Below are 21,113 nucleotides of genomic sequence, written 5' to 3' on the forward strand. Positions count from 1 at the left end.
GGATCGATGAATTTTTCGAAAGCGCATTTCATTGGCATCGCCGGGAAAGGCATGAGCGCGACGGCGCTGCTGCTCAGGCAGATGGGCGTGCGGATTACCGGGTCCGACGAGGGATTCTATCCGCCGGTCAGCGATTACCTGAAGAGCGAGAAGATCCCGTTCGCCGAAGGGTACCACAAAGAGAATATTCCCGATGACGCCGAAATCATCGTGATCGGCAAGAACGCAAAATTGACCCCCGAGAACAATGAAGAAGTCCGCGCCGCGATGGATTCGGGCAAGCCGGTCCGGTCGTTTGCGGATCTGCTGCACGACATGACCGCCAATTCAGCGACCATCGTTGCGGCGGGCAGCTACGGCAAGTCGACCTGCACCGCCCTGCTGGCGTGGTGCCTGCGGGTCGCGGACAGGGACCCCAGCTACTTCATCGGCGAGATCACCAACGGGTTCGATACCCACGCCCATCGCGGCCAGGGCGAGACATTCGTGCTCGAAGGCGACGAGTATCCGGCGTCGAACTGGGACAACCGTTCGAAATTCCTGCTCTACAACGCAAGGAACGTCCTGCTCACCTCGGCAACCCACGACCACATCAATGTCTTCCCGACGCATGCGGACTATCTCGCCCCGTTTCGCACCCTGCTCGGCTCCTTGCCGGCCGACGGGCTTCTGGTCGTCAACAGCGGGGAGACGCACGCATGCAGCCTCGCCGCGGGTCTCGCCTGCCCCATCGTGTTCTACGGACTGGACGACAGGGCGCATTGGCATGCCGAACACATCGAACGCGGCGCGGAAACGGGTTTCGACCTGATGCGGGGCTTCGAGCGGATCGTCCGCCTGACGACCACCATGCTCGGCGACCACAACATCGAGAACATCGTCGGCGTCAGCGCGATGCTGCTGGAGAAGAAGCTCGTTTTCCCGAAGGAGTTGAATGCCGGCATCAGCACATTCCAGGGCGTGAAGCGCCGCATGGAACTGCTCTCGCCCTCATCGAGCGTGCCCGTCTACGAAGGCTTCGGATCGTCATATGAAAAAGCCAGGAGCGCCATCGTCGCCACCAAACTGCATTTTCCCGACCGGCGCCTCATCGTGGTTTTCGAGCCGCATACATTCACCTGGCGAAACAGGTCGGCGATATCAGCCTATGATGACGTATTCGAAGGCGCGTCCAGGATCTTCATCTTCGAACCGGCCTCCCAGGGCGCCGGCTCCCATGCCCAATTGAGCCATGACGAAATCGTCGCCCGCACCAGGGCGGCGGGCTACGATGCCGAGGCGATCACCGACCCGGAACAGGCATTGCAGACATTGAGCGATGTCCTGCGCCCGGATGATGTCGTTCTGCTGCTGACATCCGGCGAGCTTGGCGGACTGATCCGGAAAATTCCGGAGCTGGTCGAGATGAAATACCCTCGCTAGAACACTTTCCAGCTCATCCGAGCCAGCGCACTTTCTTCTCCCCTCCTCCCGCGAAGCGGTGGGGTCCGAGGCGAGCGAAGCTCGCTCTCGGGGTCGGGGGTGGGGGGCGCCTCCGCAAATTCGCTGCCAGTCGAATGCGCCGACCCCCCCACCCCCGACCCCTCCCCGCCACGCGCAAGGGCGCGTGGAGGGAGGTCGCCCAAGCGATCTCACCGTGCTGCGCTGCCGCTACGCCAGCGCCTCCCTGACCTTCTTTGCGAGGTCGCTCCTGCGGTACGGCTTGTTCAGCAGATGGACACCCTGATCGAGGGGGCCCTGATGGGGGACGGCGGGGTCCGCGTAGCCCGACGAAAGGATCACGCGCAGGCCGGGGCTGAGCTTGCGGGCCTCGTCGGCGAGCTGGCGGCCGTTCAATCCACCGGGCATGACGACGTCGGTGAACAGCAGATCGAACCCGCCCTCGCGCTCGAGCAGGTCGAGCGCCTGCGAGCCGTTGACCGCGCTGGCGACGCGGTACCCCAGATTCTGCAGCTGCATCACCACCATTTCCCGCACCATCGCATCGTCATCGACCAGCAGGATCTTCTCGCTGCCGCGCGGCAGCGATCCGTCGCGGATTTCACGCGTCGCCAGCGCAATGCCTTCGGCCGCCCTTGGAAGATAAATCCTGACGCTGGTTCCCTGACCGGGCGCGGAATGGATCCGGACGTGGCCGCGCGACTGCGCGACGAAGCCGTAGACCATGCTGAGGCCGAGACCGCTGCCCTTGCCGACCTCCTTGGTGGTGAAGAACGGCTCGAAGGCGCGGGCCAGCGTATCCTTGTCCATTCCGGTGCCGGTATCGGATACCGTGACCAGCAAGTAATCTCCCGGCGCAAGGCCACGGTCCGCGACGGCGGCCTCATCCATGCGGATGTTGCTGGTCTCGATCGTGAGGCGGCCGCCATCCGGCATCGCATCGCGGGCGTTGATCGCAAGGTTGAGCAGCGCATTTTCGAGCTGCGCCGGGTCGACGAAGACATGCCACAGATTGGCCGGCAGCACGGTCCTGATCTCGAGCTGTCCGCCGATGGCGCGCCGGATCAGCCCGTCCATCTTCGTGATCAGCAGGTTGATATCGGTCGCCTTCGGATCCAGCGGCTGCTGGCGGGAAAAGGCGAGCAGCCTGCCGGTCAGCTCGGCGCCGCGCTCGGCCGCCTTGCGCGCCACTTCGGCCAGCGCCCGCAGCGACGGGTCGCTGCTTTCCTCGATCAGTTCGGCGTTGCCGATGATGATGGTGAGAAGATTGTTGAAGTCGTGCGCGATGCCGCCCGTCATCTGGCCCACGGCTTCCAGCCGCAACGACTGCCGCAACTGGGCTTCGACCTTTCGCTGCTGGGTCACGTCCGTCAGCATCGAGCAAACGGCCAGATGATCGTCCCACTGAATGGCGAACGCCCGGTTCTCGAGGTCGATGAGGGTGCCGTCCTTTCTCTTGCCCTTGAGGTCATAGAAGGCGGGGACATCGCCGCCTTCCAGGCGCTCCCTGTTGCAGGCCTCGATCCGCTGCCATTCGCCGTCGGCGACGAGCAGCTTGCAGTCGGGCATATTCTGGATTTCGTCCTTGCTGGCGTAGCCGAAAATCCGCGCCATCTCGCCATTGGCCAGGATCGGCTTGAAGTTTCGATGCACCAGGATGCCGATATTGGCCTGTTCGATCAGGGTCTCGAGCCGCATGTCGGCCAGCTTGCGATCCGCGATCTCCTGCTGCAGCGCACGGTTCGCGGTTTCGAGCTGGATGGTCTTGTCCTCGAGTTTCCGCACCAGCGCCGCGCTGTATTGCTTGACGATGTCCTGATCGCTGGCTTCAGGCATATGCACCGATCTGGCGCCGGCGCCGGTTACCCTGGAAAGCACATGGCCAATCGCCGCCATGAATTCGTCGGGCTCCTTCGGCTTGACGATGAAGGCGTCCGCGCCGAGATTGACGGCCAGCGTTTCATCCTCGGGCGAAGTGTATGTCGCGGTGTAGACGACGAACGGAACATCCTTGAGATTGTCGTCCTGTCGCCAGTGCCGCAGCAGGGTGTAGCCGTCCATCACCGGCATCAACAGGTCGGAGATGACCAGGCCCGGCGGCGAATGACGGGCTTTTTCCAGGGCTTCCGCGCCATGCACCGCGGACTCCACTTCGTAGCCGTACGCGCCAAGCAGCGTCCGCAAATAATACAGATTGTCCTCGCTATCATCGACAATCAGCACCCGCGGCATGCCCGTCATGACGGCCCCCGCCGGAAGAACTTCTCGATCTCGCTGACGAACGTCTCGGGATCGATCGGCTTTTCAATGTAACCGTCGCAGCCCGCGGCCATCGCCTTTTCACGGTCTCCCGCCATCGCGTAGGATGTCACCGCGATGATCGGCACGTCGTTCAGGGAGGCGTTGCGCCGAAGCGCTCGCGCCACTTCATAGCCATCGAGCCCGGGCAGCTGGATATCCAGGAGAATGCCCTTCGGCTGGAAGCTCGACCCGAGCTCAATGCCGGCCGCGCCATCGGATGCGGGCACGACCGAATACCCGTTCTTCTCCAGCAGGAACGTGGCGAGGTAACGGTTCTGCTCGTTATCCTCTATCAGGAGGATCTTGTTGTTCATTGCGGTCAAACGCCCCCCTTGAAAGGCAGAACGAGCGTAAAGACGCTACCGCGTCCGAATTCGCTCTCCACCTGAATGCCTCCGCCGAGGCGCTCGGCCAGCCGGCGCGAGATCGCCAGCCCGAGGCCAGTGCCCTCGTGCTGCCGGGAAATCCCGGTATCGATCTGCCGGAAGGCCTGAAATAACTTCGGAAGATGTTCGGCCTGAATTCCGATGCCGGTGTCCGCGACCCGGACAAGCAAGGCCGGGCCATCCTGGCCGGCCATCCCGGAAGCGATCGTGGCGGACAGTTTCACGCTTCCCTGTTCGGTAAATTTGACCGCATTGCTCAGGAGATTCAGCAGCATCTGCTCGACGCGCCGCTGATCGCTGATGAATTCCCGGGGCAGACCCCTGAGGTCGGCCGACAGCGCCAGCCCCTTCTTCTCCGCCATCGGCATGATCGATGCAACCATGCGTTCGATCGAAGCCGCGATATCGAACGCCTTGAAACTGACCTCCAGTTCCCCCGCCTCGATCTTTGAGATATCCAGAACATCATTGATCAGGGCGAGCAGATGACGGGCGCTGCCGCGCACCATGCCAATCTGCTTTTTCTGTTCGGGGTTCAACTCTCCGGCCAGCCCCTGCAGCACGATCCCCGAAAAGCCGATGATGGAATTGAGCGGGGTCCGCAATTCATGCGACATCGTCGCCAAAAAGGCCGACTTGGTCTGATCCGCCGCCCTGGCCCTCGCCAGCGCGGTTTGCAGATCGACGGTCCGCTCGGTGACTTTTCGTTCGAGGCCTTCGTTCAGTTCGCGCAAGGCCTCTTCCGCCCGCCTGCGCTCGGAAATATCGATGCCGACGCCGACCAGGCAGGTCCTGCCGCCGAAGACGATGCGGCGGCCGGTCAGAAAATACGGCGTCGTGGTGCCGTCCTTTGCCCGCAACGGCGCCTCGACAGACGATTCCCCCTTCTCGAAAACTTCCTCGATCTTTACCGTCAGGAGCGGCCTGTCGCGTTCGGAAAAGAATTCAGCGGGCCGCATATGCACGATTTCGTGGGCAGCATAGCCGGTAACCTTCTCGAAGTCGCGATTCCACCGCAGGAACTGGCCGTGCTCGTCGTACAGATAGAGCACGCCGGCCATGCTCTCGATGATCGTGTCGGAGAACGCGCGCTCGGCCATGGCGACGACCTCGGCCTGGCGGCGCTCTTCCTCGCGTGCGGCACTGTCCAGTCCGAACGAGATATCGCTCGCGGCCTGCCCGAGCAGCGCCATTTCCGCGTCCTGAAAGAAATCCTTCTCGTCCGCATTGACCGCCAGCACGCCGGAGACCTTGCCCGCCAGCCGGATCGGAAGCGCGGCCGCCGACCGAAATCCGCGCCGCGTGGCCTCGGCCAGCCACGGCCGCATATCCGGATCGGCTGCAAAATCCTCACTGACATGCGGTTTGCCATCGCGAAAGGCTTTTCCCGACGGGCCGCGGCCCTCCGCGTGGTGATCCGCCCCATAGATTTGAATGGACTGAACATAGCCGCTGTGATCGCCGGCCACGGCCACCGGAACCAGCCTGGCGGTCTGCGGATCGAACCAGGAGACCCACGCCACGGAAAAAGCGCCTCTGTCGACCAGCGCTTCGCAGACCCGGGTGAACAGTACTTCGCGGCTCGGCGTCAATACGATGGCCTGGTTGATCTCGCTGAGCGAAGCATAGAGCCGGGAGATTCGTTCGACATCCCGCGTCCGCTTGGTGAGCGCCGTCATGTCGCGGACGATTTTCGATGCGCCGGCGATTCGCCCGCGTGCGTCCCGGATCGGAGAGACGGCGATCGAAACATCGACGAGCCTGCCTTGCTTCGTCCGGCGAACCGTTTCGAGATGATCGACGCGTTCACCGCGCCGCAGCTTGTCCAGGATGATGTCCTCGTCGCCCATCCTGTCGTCCGGGGTCAGCCGGTCAATCGGCGTTCCCACGATCTCGTCGGCGCGAAAACCGAAGATATTCTCCGCCCCGTCATTCCAGCTGGTCACGATCCCGTCCAGGTCGTTGCCGATAATCGCGTCGGAGGATGAGTCGACGATGGCAGCGAGAAGCTCGCGGGACGTCTGGACCCGGCCGATCTCGCCGAAGATGCTCAACCTGGCGCCATCGGCCAAGCCGATCGACGTGACATCCACGGCGAACACCGAACCGTCCTTGCGGCGAAACCGTTGCTCCTGGCAATGCGTGGCGCTGCCGGTCGCGGTCAGCGCGGGCGCAATGTCCCGCGCCGCGGCCTGCACCACGATATCCGAAAGATCCAGCCCGCTCAGCTCATCGCGGGAATAGCCGAGCATCCGGCAGGCCGCCGGATTGGCATCGATAAAGTGGACCCCGGAACCGGCCAGCAGGACGCCAACATCCGCCTGCTCAAAGAGATTGAGGAAACCGGCGTCGCTCGCGCGCGCCTGCACATGCAAATCCAGCTCTTTGAAGTCAGGCATTCGAAATGGCCGGGGGTTCAGCGGCGCAGCCGCGAGCATAGTCCGGTCGAACGCCGGATGGAAGCGGGATCGCCAACGCCGATATCCGTCAATGCACGCCGTCGTGCCCAGGCAACTCGCGGTCGCCAATTGACGGGGTGGATGCCCTGCTACTCTTTCTTAACCACGCTGAGCAGCTCGGAGAAGAGCGCGGCGATTCGCCCTCCTCGGAGAATAGCGCTACGGCGGTGACACCCGCGAGCCCTTCGCAGCTACCCCCCGCCGTGCAGCATCGCCAGCAGGGCCACCACGACCAGCAGCAGCACCGCCGACAGCCCCTTCCAGAACAACAGCGGATTGCGCTCGATCAGGGGCGCCGTCGCGGCATTGACGAACTCCGCATTGGGATAACGCAGGTCATGGAGGAATTCGGACAGCGCCTCGTAGCGCTTGTAAGGGTCGGGATGCACCGCCTTCTTCAGCACGCCGTCGATCCACGCCGGAATCTCGCTGTTGTCGTCGAGCGCCGAACGGTATTTCAGTTTGCGCTGCTGCGATTTGGTCCGGGTCCGCGCCATCTTCGCGCCATAGGGCAGCCGGCCCGTCAGCATCTGGTAGGTGATGACGCCGAGCGAGAAGATGTCGGAGCGCGACGAGACGTTCTCGCCGATGAAATATTCCGGCGCGGTGTACTGGAAGGTACCGAGAATATCGTCGCGGCCGGCCGGCGGCGACGCCTCGACCACGCCGGTGACCCGGGTTGAGCCGAAATCGATGATCTTCACCGTGCCGGTCCGGTCGATCATGACATTGTCCGGCCGCAGATCCTGATGCAGCATTTCCTTGCGGTGGAAGGCGCGCAGTCCTTTTGCGATCTGCTCGACGATGCCGCGGATGGTTTCCAGATCCGGCTTCGGATGGTCGATCATCCATTGCGCCAGCGTCTGGCCGTCGATGAACTCGGTGACGACGTAGAGGTAATTGCGCTTGCGCGACTGCAGGCAGGGCTTCAGCACATGGGCGCTGTTGATGCGGCGGGCGACCCACTCCTCCATCATGAAGCGCTTCAGGTAGGCGGGGTCGCCGCGCAAATCGATCGACGGAATTTTCAGCGCGACCAGTTCGTCGTTATCGGCATCGACCGCGAGATAGATGTGGCTGCGGCTCGAGGCATGCAATTCCCTGACGATGCGGTAGCCGTCGAACGCCATCCGCGCTTCCAATAGCGGCGGCAGCGGCAGTTCGGAGGGTTGGCCGAACACCTCGCTGGCCTCGCCGGCGGGCGAGACATCGATCCGGACGATCTGGACGGTGAGATTGTCCGGACTGCCTTGCTCCCAGGCCTGTTCGACGATGGCCTTGGCCGCCTGGTCGAGGTCATCGGCGCCGTCCCTGATCGCCCTCGCGATGAAGCGGGCGGGGACATGCTCGTAGACGCCGTCGGTGGCGAGCACGAACACATCGCCTTTCTCGACCTGGTGCGACTGGTAGTCGATTTCGATCTGGGGATTCACGCCGAGCGCGCGGCCGAGGTAACTCTGCTGCGATGATATGATGACCCGGTGATCGTTGGTCAGCTGTTCCAGCGCGTTGCCGGAAACCCGATAGATCCTGGAGTCGCCTATGTGAAAGATATGCGCGGTGGTCGACTTGATGACCATGGCGCTCAGCGTGCAGACGTAGCCCTTGTCCATGTCGTAGGCGTGCTGGCTGCGCCTCGTCTGCGCGTGCAGCCAGGAGTTGGTGGCCGCCAGCACGCGTTGCGCCGAGGTCTTCACCGACCAGGCTTCCGAGGTGCAGTAATAGTCGGTGAGGAACCCCTTGACCGCCGACTCGGCCGCGATCCGGCTGACCGGGCTCGAAGAGATGCCGTCGGCCAGCACGATGGCGATGCCCTTCAGGCCCAGCAGCGGCTCTTCCGGAACGAGGACGCCATGGAAATCCTGATTGGTCTCCTTGCGACCCTTATCGGAATGCTGCCCGACCGATATTTTCAGTTCACGCGACATTTTTGACGCCAACTCCGTTGTCATCGCCCGGCGTGGACCGGGCGACCCAGTATTCCAGAGACGCCAGCCATCATGCCGGGAAGCCTCGGCGTACTGGATCGCCCGGTCAAGCCGGGCGACGACAGTCTTGTCGTAGCAAGCGTCTCAATCGCGATCAGGCGATCCCGCGCTTCGGCGCGGTCTTGATGTGGGTGGCGTACAGCGTCAGTCCGGTGAAGGAGAGGCCGCCGACCAGGTTGCCGATCACGGTCGGGATCTCGTTCCAGATCAGGTAATCCATGATCGAGAATTTGGCGCCCAGCAGCAGGCCCGAGGGGAACAGGAACATGTTCACGATGGAATGCTCGAAGGTCATGAAGAAGAACAGCATGATCGGCATCCACATCGCGATCACCTTGCCGCTGACCGTGGTCGAAATCATCGCACCGACGACGCCGGCCGAGACCATCCAGTTGCAGAGCATGCCGCGGATGAACAGCGTCAGCATGCCGCCCGCACCATGCGCGGCATAGCCGACGGTGCGGCCTTCGCCGATGGTGCCGATGACCTGGCCGACCTTGTCGGGCGGCGAAGTGAAGCCGAAGGTGAAGACGATCGCCATCATCACGGCCACGGTGAAGGCGCCGGCGAAATTGCCGATGAACACCAGGCCCCAGTTGCGCAGCACCCCGCCGATGGTGACACCGGGGCGCTTGTCGATCAGCGCCAGCGGACACAGCACGAATACGCCGGTCAGAAGATCGAAGCCGAACAGATAGAGCATGCAGAAGCCGACCGGAAACAGCGCCGCACCGACGATCGGTACGCCGGTCGAGACGTTGACGGTCACCGCGAAGGCGGCGGCCAAAGCCAGGATCGCGCCGGCCATATAGGCCCGGATGATGGTGTCGCGGGTGGACATGAAGATCTTGGCTTCGCCGGCGTCCACCATCTTGGTGACGAATTCCGAAGGCGCGAGATAGGCCATTAGGTTTTTTCCTGTTGTGACTGAAGCGGATGAGCGCGTGGGACCGCGTCCGATCGGAAACAGGGATGCACGCGCCATCCCTTGCGGGTGACGTCGCGACGACTGCGCCAAGCTGCCTCTTGAAAGGTCGCTTCGAGCTGCCCCTGCACTTCAGCCTGCGTCGGCTTCAGCAAATCCGGTGGACGGCAGTCGTCATTGACCTGAGAAAGACAGAGCAATCGACATGCCAACCTCGGGATTGGCAGATGGTGCTGAAACCATGGAGGGATTTGGCTTGATAATTCGCGGCTTCCGGCAATTGCGCTGCCGTATATTTGGGCAACTGCTCAGATGTCGCGCAAGCTTGCAACTCGAGCAGGCAGGCGGAATGCCGGGATGGTCAACTCAATCCAGATCGAACAAACGAATCCGCGGCATCTCGGTGCGCAGCGGTTCGGAGGCAAATACCGGCCTGGTTTCGGTCTCTTCCCGCACCTTGGCCTCGACGTCGCGCAACTCTTGATCCGGGTCCTCCCGCCGCTGATAGCGCCGTTTCTCGGACCATTGCTGACGGCGCTCGGTGCGGCGTTTCTCGGTCGCGGCGCGCTTGATATCGACGTCTTTGGCCTTGGCCAACGCATCCTCGGACGGCGTGGCGGCGGGCTTCCGTGCGGCCGGCGGTGATGCTGGAGTTTGGGTAACGGGAACGGCGGGCTGTGTCGCCGCCATGGTATCAGATGGCGTAGCAGCCGGCGCGATTTTGGCTTCGGTCTGCGCCGGAGGCGGTGCGGAAGCCGTAGAGGCCGCGGCCGGCGCGGGTTCCGATGGTTCGGCTTTCACCTGTATCGGTTGCGACGACATCCGCTGTTCCAGCCGGGTCATCTCCTGCCTGGGAGCTTTCGGGCTGACCATGTCCGCAAACAGCAGTCCGCCGCCGATACCGCCGACGATCGCGACGATCACGGTTCCGGCTCCTGCAAAATAGGCCGTCGAAGCGCGCATGGCGAAACTCCTTCGGCTGAAAACGCGCCTGTCGTACCGAATGTTCCGGCGGCGCGGTGCTGAACCCCGCCTGAACGGCGGGCATTCAAAGAAGCCTCCATGGCCGTTGCCCCCATGAACATGGCTGTCGCCAAACCGGTTCCCGAGGCTAAACTGTCTCTGCCACGGGAAGGCAGCCGGGACAGAATGGATGAGTGTGTTGAGCGATCAGGGCGCTGCGCAGCCGATCTCGATCTTGCTGGTCGAGGACGACGCCCCGACCTTGTGGCGGCTGCAGGACGCGCTGGCCAAGGCCGGATTCCACGTCACCTCGGCAGCAACCCTGGCCGAGGCCCGCGCCAGCCTGGCGCAATCCGGACCAAAGGTGCTGTTGACTGATCTGCAGCTGCCGGACGGCCACGGCAATGAGCTGATCCGCGAGACCAGGCAGCGCTATCCCGACACCGAAATCATGGTGATCTCGATTCTCGGCGACGAGGAGAGCGTGATCTCCGCCATCACCGTCGGCGCCACCGGCTATCTCCTGAAGGATGCGTTTCCGACCGACATCGCCGCCACCGTCCGCGAACTGGTGGCCGGACATTCGCCGATCTCGGCGTCGATCGCACGCTTCATCGTGCGCCGAACCCAGAGCACCGCCGAACCGCCGCCCGGCCCGCCGCTCAACACGGCAAAGCTGACGCCGCGCGAGATCGATATCCTCTGGGGCATCGCCAAGGGTTTCAGCTATGCCGAGATCGCCGGCCATCTCGGGCTGTCGCGCCAGACCGTTCCCGGCCACATCAAGAACATCTACCGCAAGCTGGAAGTTCATACCCGGGGCGAGGCGGTGTTCGAGGCGCTGCAGCAGGGCCTGATCCGGTTGTGAGCGACGCGGCGCCGACGACCGCCTCTTCCGGCCGCCGCCGCTGGCCGAAGCGGGCCACGCTGCTGGTGCAGTATCTGTTGCTCCAGCCGTTCATCATCGTGCTGTGTCTGGTGGTGCTGCGTATCCCGCCGCCGGAGCCCTCCCCGCGCTATCTCGTCACCGATTTCAGCCTGCGCGAGAACGGCGTCGAACAATCGGTGACGCTGCCGCACTTCACCGCTTCGCGCTATACGATGAACGATCCGCCGCTCTACAACGGCCGCTTCACACGGCCCGGCAGCGAACCGCAAGGCGCGTGGTCGGTCATGTTGCCGCGCTTCACCAACGGCGTCGAAGTGGCGGTCAACGGCGTCGTGATCCTGGACAGCCGGCGCAACCCCGCCGCCAACCGTCCCGATCGCAATACGCCTGAAATCGCGGTGATCCCGGCGTCGCTGTTGCGCGACGGCGCCAACGATCTTTCGATCCGGCTGTTCGTATGGGGACCGATCACGGGCTTTCTCGACCGCCTCTTTGTCGGTCCGGACGAGATGCTGCGGCCGAGCTATAACGCGCGGACGCTGCTGTTCGTCACCTTGCCGGTGGTATTTTCGGCGTGGCAGGCGATCCTCGCGGTGATCCTCGGCATCATGTGGGCGATGCGCCGGCACGAGCCGGCCTATGGCGTGCTGGCCGCGGCGATGGCGATCGGCGTGACCCAGGCGTTTTTCCAGACGCCGCTGCAGGACTCGGCATATTCCAGGTTGAACTCGATGCTGATCTCTGCCGCGCCCCTGGAAAGCGCGTTCGTGCTGACCTTCGCATTGTTGTTCTTCGGCTGGAAGTGGCCGCGTTACGGGTGGGTGATCTTCGTGCCCGGCCTGGTGGTAGCGGCCGCGACAATGGTCGGCGATGCGACGCTGAGCCGCAAAGCCTTTCTGCTGGTCGGCGCGCCGGCGGTAGGCTTGTGTCTGATCGCGCTGGCGGTGGTGGCCGGCCACTCGGTGTGGCGGCGGCAGGATGCGGCCAGCGTCATGCTGGGCTGCGCGCTGACGATCGTGCTGACCTGTTGGGCGCTCGACCTGCTCTCGGTGTTTCAACTCGTGCCCAACCGGCGCATCCTGCTCGCGCGGCTGTCCTATTCGGCCATGCTGGTGGCGATCGGCGCCGCGCTGACCTGGCGCTTCGCCCGCGCGCTCAACCAGGTCGACGGTTTTGCCGCCAGCATGGTCACTCTGGTGCGCGAGGCCGAGGAAAAGCTGAAGGCCAGTTTCGTCAGAGAGGAAGAACGCGCCCGCGCGGCGGCGCTGGCTCGCGAGCGAACCCGGCTGATGCGCGACCTGCATGACGGCCTCGGCGGTCAGCTCGTCAGCATCGTCGCGCTCAGCGAGCGCGGCAATGCCGGTGCCGGCATCGGCGACGCGGCCCGGGCGGCGCTGAAGGATCTTCGTCTCGTCATCGATTCCATGGACGATATCGGCGGCGACCTGATGCTGGCGCTGGGCTCGTGGCGCGAGCGGGTCACCGCGCAGCTGCGGCCGCATGACATCGCGCTGGTTTGGCGGGCGGTCGGCCCGCAGGGTCTGCCGGTCCATCCCGAACTCAGGCCCTGGCACGTCATCCAGATCGTGCGGCTGCTCGACGAGGCCGTGACCAACGCCGTCAAGCACGCCGGGGCGCGGCGCATCACCGTGAGCATCGAGACATCAAGTGATGCCCAGGGAGTCGATGAAGGCATCGCGCGTGGCCGCATCACCATCGAGGACGACGGCAAGGGTTTCGAACCTGGTCCAAATGGCGAAGCCGCCGCCGGGCAACATGCGGCGCGCGGCTTGCGCAACATGCGAAGCCGCGCCGCACGCTGCGGCGCGGAGCTGGAGCTGACCTCGGACGCCGGCGGCACCCGCGTCAGGCTGACATTGCCCCGCCGCTTTCCCGACAGCGATGCCGCTGCCGGTTGAGCGCTGGTGGTTCAGCGGCGGCCGACGCGGTTGACCGGGCCGCCGCGATTCATCGGTGTGCCGGCGCGGACGCCGACACCCGGCGCGCCAACCCCCGGCGTCGCCACCGCGGCGGCAGCCACGGGCGCCGCGACCACCGGCGCTGCAACCACCGCAGCGGTCGGCCGAACCACGCAGCCCTTCGGCACGCCGACGGTCTTGCAATAGACCACCGCGGCTTCAGCGGTGGCGGCACCCAGTGAAATCGACGTCAGTGTCGCAAGCGCCGTCAAGGTCAAACCGGCGCCCAGCCATCCTGCCTTCTTCAACATCTCATCTCTCCCGATTGGTCGTGCAGCCCAGGCGAACGACCGGACGGTCATCGCCGCTGACGTGGGATGTTGGTGAACCATCGCCGCGCGCGAAAACATCCCATGAAGATGGGGTGATGGCCGGCGCGACCATTCAGCCCCTATTCATCGCGCCAGCCCTTCGCCAAAGACGACATCAGGCGGATCGCCTGATGCCATGAACATGGCATGGACCGCGGTCAACGCGGCGGGGATGTTCCCGCCACTTGCAAATCCAACCCGTCAAATTGTCCAGAGGTGATCCATGAACAAGTCGGTGTTTGTCTCACTCGTCCTGCTGATGGCCGGCGGCGCATCCGCGGGCGCGCAATCCGGACCGAGCCCGCAGGAGCAGATGGCCTGCCGTTCCGATGCGGGAAAATTCTGCGCCGAGCATATCGGCAAGCCGCCGCAGATGAACGCCTGCCTGAAGGAGAACAAGACCAGGCTGTCGGATTCCTGCCGCAAGGTGGTGGAATCGCGCGGCGGTTGAGGGACGCATCCGTCACTTCGCGCGGAGGAAGAGATTGAACTCCGCTGTCATCGCCCGGCCTTGACCGGGCGACCCAGTACGCCGCGGCTTATCGGCTTATCGCTGGCGTCTCTGGAATACTGGGTCACCCGCTGGAGCCTGTCATCGGGCGGCGCGAAAGCGCCGACCCGGTGGCGGGTGACGACAGCTTGTGCTGTTTGGCAAACCGCCAGATTGCGGGCGAACGCCGCCTCAAATCATCGAGGCGACTTTTTCCAGACCGATGATGCGGGCGAGCGTGCGCACTTCGCGCTTCTGGTCTTCGCGCAGCTGGAACAACAGCGGCATCGCCGCCGACTTCAGCTGCTGGACTTCTTCGGCATCGGGATCGATCAGCGCGCCGGGATCGGACTTGCGGCTTGCGTGGATCTTGCGGGCGATGCCGCGCAACGCGGTTTCCACCGCCGGCCAGTAGGATTGCTGTGAGGAAGAAAGCTGGAGGCGTTCCTTGATGCCGGCGATCTGCGCGTCGCTGAGCAGCGCGTAGGGCTTTTGAACCGGGGCCTGCGGCTTGGCGACGACCTTCGGCTTCTGCGGCGCCTGCGGAGCGGCGACCGGCGGCGGCACGAGGTCGGCGGGGCCGGCGGCGGCAAAGGCCTGGCGCAGCGGTTCGCTCAGGGGGGCGTCCTGCGGCGGTCCGAACGAGGCCAGCGCGAAGGTGGCGGCAACCGTCAGCTTGTCCTGCTTGGCCGCCTTGTTGGAGACAGGGCTTTGGGAAAGCGACGCGGCGGCCATTTCCAGCCGGGCGCCCGGAACGCTGTCGCGCCCGGGAATGCTGTCGCGGCCGAGAATGCTGGCAGCGGTGGCGCCGAACACGAGGAAACAGGTCAGCGCAATGATCGTCGTTACCCGCGTCAAGCAGCTCTCCGTTTCCTCAAGGCGACCCTGATCACTTCTAGCGATAACTGGGAATTAATTAAGGCCTAACCATGAAGGCGCCGCGGCAGGGCCCAATTCGGGCAGAATCGTCGCCAAAATGGTTAATTTCAGGCCGCGACCGCCAGTTCGTAGGCTTCCTGGATGTCGGCAACGATATCGGAGGCCTCCCACAGCGCGTCCGGCGCCACCGACTTCAGGCTGATGGTCCAGTTGCCCTTGGGGGTGCGGGGCATCGGGACGATGTCGAATTGCACGCTGCGGCACAACGGGTGCCGGTCGAGCGCATAAGCAACCCGCGTCCAGATTTCATCCAATGTGGCCGGGGTTTTGGCATCAAGCGTCTCGAGATCCATATCGCATCCCCTTGAGCGGCGGCTCTGACCGTGCCGGCGCGGTTGGCGACGGAAGGGCCTGGAACCGATTCTTGGAGCGAGACGGTTAACGGCGCGTTAAGCCGGGGTGAATCCGTAGTGTCACGGTGCGCAGAGTCTGTGAATGAATTCGGACCTCATGGTGAGGAGCGCGGCACCGCCGCGCGTCTCGAACCATGCGGCCATGGATGCGCTAATCCGGCACCACCCGCACCGCGCCGCGGGCGGCGCTGGTGGTCAGCGCGGCATAGGCCTTCAGCGCCATCGTGATCTTGCGGGGTCGCTTCTTCGCCGGCTTCCATGCCTCGGCCCCGCGGCCCAGCATCGCCGCGCGGCGTTGCGCCAGCACCGAATCGTCCACCAGCAGGCTGATCGAGCGGGCGGGAATGTCGATGCGGATGCGGTCGCCGTCCTCCACGAGCCCGATCAGGCCGCCTTCGGCGGCTTCCGGCGAAAGATGTCCGATCGAAAGCCCCGAGGAGCCGCCGGAGAAGCGGCCGTCGGTGACCAGCGCGCAGACTTTGCCGAGCCCTTTCGATTTGAGGTAGCTGGTCGGGTACAGCATCTCCTGCATGCCGGGACCGCCGCGCGGCCCTTCGTAACGCACCACGACGACGTCGCCGGGCTTGATCTTGCCGCCGAGAATACCCTCGACCGCGGCGTCCTGGCTTTCGAAAATCCGCGCCGGCCCCTCGAATTTCAGGATGCTCTCGTCGACCCCGGCGGTCTTCACGATGCAGCCGTCGAGCGCCAGATTGCCCGAGAGCACGGCGAGGCCGCCGTCCTTCGAATAGGCATGCGCGATGTCGCGGACGCAGCCCGCCGCGCGGTCGGTATCGAGTTCCTCGAAGCGGCGTTCCTGGCTGAAGGCCACCTGCGTCGGCACGTTGCCCGGCGCCGCCATGAAGAATTTTCGCACACTCTCGCTTTTGGTGCGCTTGATGTCCCAACGGGACAGGGCGTCCTCCAGCGACTCGGCGTGCACCATCGGCAGTCCGCGATTGAGCAAGCCACCGCGGTCGAGTTCGCCGAGGATCGCCATCACGCCGCCGGCGCGATGCACGTCCTCGAGATGCACGTCGGGCACCGAGGGCGCCACCTTGCACAGCACCGGCACCCGGCGCGACAGCCGGTCGATATCCTGCATGGTGAAGGGGATCTCGCCTTCATAGGCGGCGGCCAAAAGATGCAGCACGGTGTTGGTCGAGCCGCCCATCGCGATATCTAGCGTCATGGCATTCTCGAACGCCTTGAAGCCGGCGATCTTGCGCGGCAGCGCGCTCTCGTCGTCCTGCTCGTAATAGCGGCGCGCCAGATCGACGATCAGGTGACCGGCCTCGACGAACAGCCCCTTGCGGTCGGCATGCGTCGCCAGCACCGAGCCGTTGCCGGGCAACGCGAGGCCCAGCGCCTCGGTCAGGCAGTTCATCGAGTTGGCGGTGAACATGCCCGAGCACGAGCCGCAGGTCGGACACGCCGAGCGTTCGATGGTCTCGACATCGGCGTCGCTGACCGACTCGTCGGCGGCCGCGACCATGGCGTCGATCAAGTCGACCGACCTGATCTTGCCCTTGATGCTGACCTTGCCGGATTCCATCGGCCCGCCCGATACGAACACGGTCGGGATGTTGATCCGCAGCGCCGCCATCAGCATGCCCGGCGTGATCTTGTCGCAGTTGGAGATGCACACCATGGCGTCGGCGCAATGCGCATTGACCATGTATTCGACGCTGTCGGCGATGATTTCGCGCGACGGCAGGCTGTAGAGCATGCCGTCATGGCCCATCGCGATGCCGTCATCGACCGCGATGGTGTTGAATTCCTTGGCGACGCCGCCGGCCTTCTCGATCTCGCGCGCCACCAGCTGGCCGAGGTCCTTGAGATGGACGTGACCCGGCACGAACTGGGTGAAGGAATTCACCACCGCGATGATCGGCTTGCCGAAGTCCTCGTTCTTCATGCCGGTGGCGCGCCACAGGCCGCGGGCGCCCGCCATGTTGCGGCCGTGGGTGGTGGTCCTGGAGCGGTAGGCTGGCATGGGCGTTCCTCTGGGTCGGACAGGTTTGGAGGTGTTCTATACGGTGTGGCAGGCGGCTTGAAAGCGCTTTGTCGCAGGGGCGCCATGCGATAGCCCGTGCTATCGCGCTGCAGCGGCGTGGTACCCGGCCGGCGTCTGCACCATGATAGCTGCAACCGGCCGCCTCAGAGGGAAATGACCCAGATCAAGGCTGCTGACGCAAATTTGCGATTCATTGACTCGATCATTGGATGATTCAATCATTGGATCGCAGCCTCGGATCGGGAGACGGAAAATGGCTATTCCCAACATGTCCGATGAGCAAATGCGCATGGCGCTGAAGGAGCTCGAGCAGGCCATTTACAATCACAATCAATGGGCCGAAGCGATATTCAGCGCCTTGATTTGCCGCCTCCCGCCGGACCAACGGGATACCCGGGCCGATGCTCATCACATGTGCCGGTTTGGCCAATGGTTCTACCAGGTCGGAAATACCGCGCTCAAAGACCATCCAGGCTTCGCGGAGATCGGGCACGAACATGAGCGCATGCATCAATATGCCGCCGATCTTCTGCGATCATCCATTGAAGGCGTACCGATTTCGATCACGGACCTCGATCGGTTCGTCAACGCCCGGAAACGCCTGCATCTGGAAATCGCAACCGTCCAGCACGAATTCGAAGTTGCGCTGTTCAATCTCGACCCTTTGACGGGAACGCCGAGCCGCACCGGAATGCTGAGCACCCTTCGAGAACAACTGGAATTTGCAAGACGCGAGCGCGCCTGCGCCGTGGTGATGATGGACCTGGATCACTTCAAGTCCGTCAATGACAAATACGGGCATCCCGCCGGAGACCAGGTCTTGATCGGCTTTGCCCGCCACATCATGGCGCATCTACGTCCCTACGATAAGTTTTTTCGATATGGCGGAGAGGAGTTCCTGATTTGCCTGCCGGACACCGACCTGCACACAGCTGGCAGCGTCATTGATCGACTGCGTCAGGAGCTGGCAACGTTGTCATTCGAGGCTCAGGACAAGTCACGTTTTCAAGTTACCGGCTCCTTCGGAATGTGCCTTCTGGACCCGGATATGCCGGTGGAACAATCTATCGAGCGTGCCGACAAGGCTCTGTACGTTGCCAAGGAGTCGGGAAGAAACCGCGTCGTCCACTGGGATGCGTCAATGGGGTTGTCGGGCGGGCCCGGAAAATTGGCTTGAGGGTTTGCAGGTCAGGGACGGAGCTGTCGCCCACGCGCATCGGCGGCACCGTATTCGGCAATCGTCTGCGCCACGAGGTCGTCGACCGACAGCACCGCAGTGACCCCCGAGGTGGAATGCCCGGCACTCCAGATATCGCGCCAGCGCGCCGGGCGGCCGTCGCGGGCGCCGATGTCGATATCCTTGCCGATGTCGATCGCGCCGCGCTGCGGCAGGTTCTCAGGGTCGAGGCCCGCAGCGGCAATCGAGGGCCGCAGCATGTTGGTCTGCAGGCCGGTGAAGGCCGTGGTCAACAGGATATCGTCGGCGCTGCTGGCGACCAGCATCGCCTTGTACCTCGCGTCGGCCATGCTCTCGGCTGTGGCGATGAATTTGGTGCCCATATAAGCGAGGTCGCAGCCGAGTGCCTGCGCGGCGCGCAGCGCATGGCCGTCGCCGATGCCGCCGGCCAGCACGATCGGGCCGTCGAAGAAGGCGCGCACGGCGCGCACGAACACGAAGGGGTTGAGCCAGCCGGTCTGACCGCCCGCCCCCGCCGTCAACAACACCAGCCCGTCGGCGCCTGATGCCACCGCGCGCTCGGCATGGCGGATGCTGGCGACATCGGCGAAGACAATCGCGCCGGCATCATGCAGCGGCGCCAGCACCGGCGCAGGTGAGCCGACCGAGGTGATGACGATTTCGGGGCTGTGCCGAAGCAGTACCTGCAGATCAGCTTCAAGCCGCGCGTTGGAACGGTGCACGATCAGGTTCGGACATATTGGTGCTGCAGGCTTGCCGGTTTCATCGGAATGACGGCGCAGCCGGTCCTCGATGTCGCCGAGCCAGCCATCGAGCTGTTCGGGGCTGCGGCAATTTACCGTCGGAAACGACCCAATCACGCCGTTGCGGCAGGCCGCCGCCACGAGGTCAACGCCGGAAACCAGAAACATCGGCGCCGCGATCAGCGGCAGGCTGAGGCGGTGCTGAAAGCGCGCGAGAAGATCGGTTTTCTCCAAAGTCATTGTCCCCGCTTCCGCACTGATGCTAGCGTTTTCCCAACACTGGCACGACGGACCGCCCAAGACAAAGCAAGCGACAAAGCCAGTGACAAATTGCCGGAGGAAACATGTCCGATCCGCTCCACGCCTTTCCGACCGCCTGCGCGCAGACGCTGCGGGCGCTGGCGCGCTATCCGCAGCGCACGGCGTTCTCCTGGTCCGGCGGATCGGTCAGCTACGCCGGCGCCAGCGACCTGATCGGCCGCATCCAGAAGGTGTTCATGCAGCTCGGGTTGCAGCCGGGCGCTCGGGTCGCCTTGTTATCGGCCAACCGCGCCGACAGCTGGTGCAGCGGCGTCGCCGCTCAACTGGCGCGGTTGTCGGTCACCTCGCTGCATCCGCTGGGCTCGCTCGACGATCAGCTGTTCCAGCTCGAGGATTCCGAAACCCAGGTGCTGGTGGTCGACGCCGATACCTTTCGGGACCGCGGCGGCGAACTCGCGGCCAGGGCATCGAACCTGAAGCACGTGTTCACGCTCGGTCCCGCCGGTTACGGCGTCGACTTGCTGGCCGCGATCGAAGCCGCCGGCAGCGCCAACCCACGTAATTTTGCCGGCGCCGACGACATCGCGACGCTCAATTACACCGGCGGCACCACCGGCAAGTCGAAAGGCGCGCTGCGCTACCATCGCGAATATAGCGGTTTTGCAAATGCCATCCTGGCCGATTTCGAAATCCCGGATACGCCTGTTTATCTCGCGGTGGCCCCAATCAGCCACGTCGCCGGCACCAAGGTGCTGCCGACGCTGATGCGCGGCGGCACCGTGCATTTGCTCAAGGGCTTCGATCCCGAGGCGGTTTTCAAAACCATCGCACGCGAGCGGATCAATTTTGCACTGCTGGTGCCGACCATGATCTACGTGCTCCTGGATCACCCCGCGCTCGACAAGACCGACTTGTCCTCACTGGAATTGCTGCTCTACGGCGCCTCGGCAATGTCGCCGAGCCGGCTGATCGAGGGCATCGGGCGGATCGGCCCGGTGTTCTCGCAGCTCTACGGCCAGACCGAATGCTACCCGGTGTCGGTGCTGCGCAAGCGGGACCACGACCCGAAGACGCCGGAGCTGTTCACATCCTGCGGCTTCCCGATCGCCGCCTGTGACGTCAAGGTGCTCGACGACAATGACAGGGAAGTCGCCACCGGCGAAGCCGGCGAAATCTGCGTGCGCGCACCGCATGTGATGGCCGAATACTGGAAGCGGCCGGAACAGACCGCCGAAGCCCTGAAGAGCGGCTGGCTGCATACCGGCGACATCGCCCGCGCCGACGAGCGCGGCTATCTGTTCATCCTCGACCGCAAGAAGGACATGATCGTCTCCGGCGGCTTCAACATCTTTCCGCGCGAGGTCGAGGACGTGCTGTCGCAGCATGCCGACGTCGCGATGGTCGCCGTGGTCGGCGTGCCCGACGACAAATGGGGCGAGGCCGTCACCGCGGTCGTGGTCGCGCGCGAAGG

The 21,113-nt window shown here is 64.1% G+C and carries 17 protein-coding genes; 6 read left to right on the top strand and 11 right to left on the bottom strand.

Annotated features, from left to right (window positions below; all coding sequences use genetic code 11):
- Positions 1-6: 6 nt before the first annotated feature.
- A complete protein-coding gene (murC, locus tag Q7U29_RS07510) occupies positions 7-1,422 on the top strand; it encodes a UDP-N-acetylmuramate--L-alanine ligase (RefSeq protein ID WP_304740023.1) in 1,416 nt (471 codons plus the stop codon).
- A 228-nt stretch (positions 1,423-1,650) separates the two neighbouring features.
- Here the strand turns inward: murC and Q7U29_RS07515 are convergent, their stop codons facing one another.
- The 6 genes from Q7U29_RS07515 to Q7U29_RS07540 form a co-directional block, all read right to left on the bottom strand.
- On the bottom strand, positions 1,651-3,681 hold the full coding sequence (locus tag Q7U29_RS07515) for a response regulator (protein ID WP_304740024.1): 2,031 nt from the start codon (positions 3,679-3,681) through the stop codon (positions 1,651-1,653).
- A complete protein-coding gene (locus Q7U29_RS07520; protein WP_304740026.1) occupies positions 3,678-4,055 on the bottom strand; it encodes a response regulator in 378 nt (125 codons plus the stop codon). The genes Q7U29_RS07515 and Q7U29_RS07520 overlap by 4 nt, the downstream gene beginning before the upstream one ends.
- Positions 4,056-4,060: 5 nt before the next feature.
- The gene (locus Q7U29_RS07525) at positions 4,061-6,526 is read right to left on the bottom strand and encodes a PAS domain S-box protein (RefSeq protein WP_304740028.1); all 2,466 of its coding nucleotides are present in this window, start codon (positions 6,524-6,526) and stop codon (positions 4,061-4,063) included.
- Between the two features lie 251 nt (positions 6,527-6,777).
- Positions 6,778-8,514 carry a bifunctional protein-serine/threonine kinase/phosphatase gene (locus Q7U29_RS07530; RefSeq protein WP_304740029.1) on the bottom strand — a complete coding sequence of 579 codons (1,737 nt, stop codon included), beginning with the start codon at positions 8,512-8,514 and terminating at the stop codon, positions 6,778-6,780.
- Positions 8,515-8,668: 154 nt separating this feature from the next.
- A complete protein-coding gene (locus Q7U29_RS07535; protein WP_304740031.1) occupies positions 8,669-9,481 on the bottom strand; it encodes a formate/nitrite transporter family protein in 813 nt (270 codons plus the stop codon).
- A gap of 384 nt (positions 9,482-9,865) precedes the next feature.
- Complete coding sequence (locus Q7U29_RS07540) at positions 9,866-10,462, bottom strand: hypothetical protein (protein ID WP_304740033.1); 597 nt, start codon at positions 10,460-10,462, stop codon at positions 9,866-9,868.
- Between the two features lie 190 nt (positions 10,463-10,652).
- Here Q7U29_RS07540 and Q7U29_RS07545 point away from each other — a divergent pair, with 190 nt between their 5' ends.
- Together Q7U29_RS07545 and Q7U29_RS07550 are read left to right on the top strand one after the other, a co-directional pair.
- Complete coding sequence (locus Q7U29_RS07545; protein WP_370691710.1) at positions 10,653-11,330, top strand: response regulator; 678 nt, start codon at positions 10,653-10,655, stop codon at positions 11,328-11,330.
- Complete coding sequence (locus Q7U29_RS07550; protein ID WP_304740035.1) at positions 11,327-13,270, top strand: ATP-binding protein; 1,944 nt, start codon at positions 11,327-11,329, stop codon at positions 13,268-13,270. The genes Q7U29_RS07545 and Q7U29_RS07550 overlap by 4 nt, the downstream gene beginning before the upstream one ends.
- Positions 13,271-13,281: 11 nt before the next feature.
- Here Q7U29_RS07550 and Q7U29_RS07555 read toward each other — a convergent pair whose 3' ends face one another.
- A complete protein-coding gene (locus tag Q7U29_RS07555; protein ID WP_304740037.1) occupies positions 13,282-13,581 on the bottom strand; it encodes a hypothetical protein in 300 nt (99 codons plus the stop codon).
- A gap of 283 nt (positions 13,582-13,864) precedes the next feature.
- On the opposite strand from Q7U29_RS07555, the gene Q7U29_RS07560 reads away from it, so the two are divergent.
- Positions 13,865-14,092 (top strand): cysteine rich repeat-containing protein, encoded by a 228-nt coding sequence (locus Q7U29_RS07560; protein WP_304740039.1) that lies wholly within the window; start codon positions 13,865-13,867, stop codon positions 14,090-14,092.
- A 231-nt stretch (positions 14,093-14,323) separates the two neighbouring features.
- Here Q7U29_RS07560 and Q7U29_RS07565 read toward each other — a convergent pair whose 3' ends face one another.
- The 3 genes from Q7U29_RS07565 to ilvD form a co-directional block, all read right to left on the bottom strand.
- Positions 14,324-14,989 carry a hypothetical protein gene (locus tag Q7U29_RS07565; RefSeq protein WP_304740041.1) on the bottom strand — a complete coding sequence of 222 codons (666 nt, stop codon included), beginning with the start codon at positions 14,987-14,989 and terminating at the stop codon, positions 14,324-14,326.
- A 128-nt stretch (positions 14,990-15,117) separates the two neighbouring features.
- Positions 15,118-15,363: a hypothetical protein gene (locus tag Q7U29_RS07570; RefSeq protein WP_304740043.1), complete on the bottom strand. Its 246-nt coding sequence runs from the start codon at positions 15,361-15,363 to the stop codon at positions 15,118-15,120.
- A gap of 211 nt (positions 15,364-15,574) precedes the next feature.
- The gene (ilvD, locus tag Q7U29_RS07575; protein WP_304740045.1) at positions 15,575-17,419 is read right to left on the bottom strand and encodes a dihydroxy-acid dehydratase; all 1,845 of its coding nucleotides are present in this window, start codon (positions 17,417-17,419) and stop codon (positions 15,575-15,577) included.
- Positions 17,420-17,693: 274 nt separating this feature from the next.
- Between ilvD and Q7U29_RS07580 the strand changes: the two genes are divergently transcribed.
- Positions 17,694-18,617, top strand: coding sequence for a diguanylate cyclase (locus tag Q7U29_RS07580; protein WP_304740047.1), 924 nt, complete (start codon positions 17,694-17,696; stop codon positions 18,615-18,617).
- Between the two features lie 11 nt (positions 18,618-18,628).
- Here the strand turns inward: Q7U29_RS07580 and Q7U29_RS07585 are convergent, their stop codons facing one another.
- Entirely contained in the window at positions 18,629-19,621 is a 993-nt protein-coding gene (locus Q7U29_RS07585) for a nitronate monooxygenase family protein (RefSeq protein ID WP_304740049.1), read from the bottom strand.
- A 104-nt stretch (positions 19,622-19,725) separates the two neighbouring features.
- On the opposite strand from Q7U29_RS07585, the gene Q7U29_RS07590 reads away from it, so the two are divergent.
- Positions 19,726-21,113, top strand: a 1,388-nt coding sequence (locus Q7U29_RS07590; RefSeq protein ID WP_304740051.1) for an AMP-binding protein, incomplete at its 3' end; no start/stop codon positions are given.

Origin of the sequence: Bradyrhizobium sp., assembly GCF_030654605.1 — a bacterium.
Classification (GTDB): domain Bacteria; phylum Pseudomonadota; class Alphaproteobacteria; order Rhizobiales; family Xanthobacteraceae; genus Bradyrhizobium.

Excerpts from the sequence above, each read along its gene's own strand:
- Q7U29_RS07545 (WP_370691710.1), top strand. The coding sequence starts at position 10,653 with ATGAGTGTGTTGAGCGATCAGGGCGCTGCGCAGCCGATCTCGATCTTG.
- Q7U29_RS07580 (WP_304740047.1), top strand. The coding sequence starts at position 17,694 with ATGGCTATTCCCAACATGTCCGATGAGCAAATGCGCATGGCGCTGAAG.
- Q7U29_RS07520 (WP_304740026.1), bottom strand. The coding sequence starts at position 4,055 with ATGAACAACAAGATCCTCCTGATAGAGGATAACGAGCAGAACCGTTAC.
- Q7U29_RS07570 (WP_304740043.1), bottom strand. The coding sequence starts at position 15,363 with ATGGATCTCGAGACGCTTGATGCCAAAACCCCGGCCACATTGGATGAA.
- Q7U29_RS07525 (WP_304740028.1), bottom strand. The coding sequence starts at position 6,526 with ATGCCTGACTTCAAAGAGCTGGATTTGCATGTGCAGGCGCGCGCGAGC.
- Q7U29_RS07515 (WP_304740024.1), bottom strand. The coding sequence starts at position 3,681 with ATGACGGGCATGCCGCGGGTGCTGATTGTCGATGATAGCGAGGACAAT.
- Q7U29_RS07585 (WP_304740049.1), bottom strand. The coding sequence starts at position 19,621 with ATGACTTTGGAGAAAACCGATCTTCTCGCGCGCTTTCAGCACCGCCTC.
- Q7U29_RS07560 (WP_304740039.1), top strand. The coding sequence starts at position 13,865 with ATGAACAAGTCGGTGTTTGTCTCACTCGTCCTGCTGATGGCCGGCGGC.
- Q7U29_RS07535 (WP_304740031.1), bottom strand. The coding sequence starts at position 9,481 with ATGGCCTATCTCGCGCCTTCGGAATTCGTCACCAAGATGGTGGACGCC.
- ilvD (WP_304740045.1), bottom strand. The coding sequence starts at position 17,419 with ATGCCAGCCTACCGCTCCAGGACCACCACCCACGGCCGCAACATGGCG.
- murC (WP_304740023.1), top strand. The coding sequence starts at position 7 with ATGAATTTTTCGAAAGCGCATTTCATTGGCATCGCCGGGAAAGGCATG.
- Q7U29_RS07555 (WP_304740037.1), bottom strand. The coding sequence starts at position 13,581 with ATGTTGAAGAAGGCAGGATGGCTGGGCGCCGGTTTGACCTTGACGGCG.
- Q7U29_RS07530 (WP_304740029.1), bottom strand. The coding sequence starts at position 8,514 with ATGTCGCGTGAACTGAAAATATCGGTCGGGCAGCATTCCGATAAGGGT.
- Q7U29_RS07540 (WP_304740033.1), bottom strand. The coding sequence starts at position 10,462 with ATGCGCGCTTCGACGGCCTATTTTGCAGGAGCCGGAACCGTGATCGTC.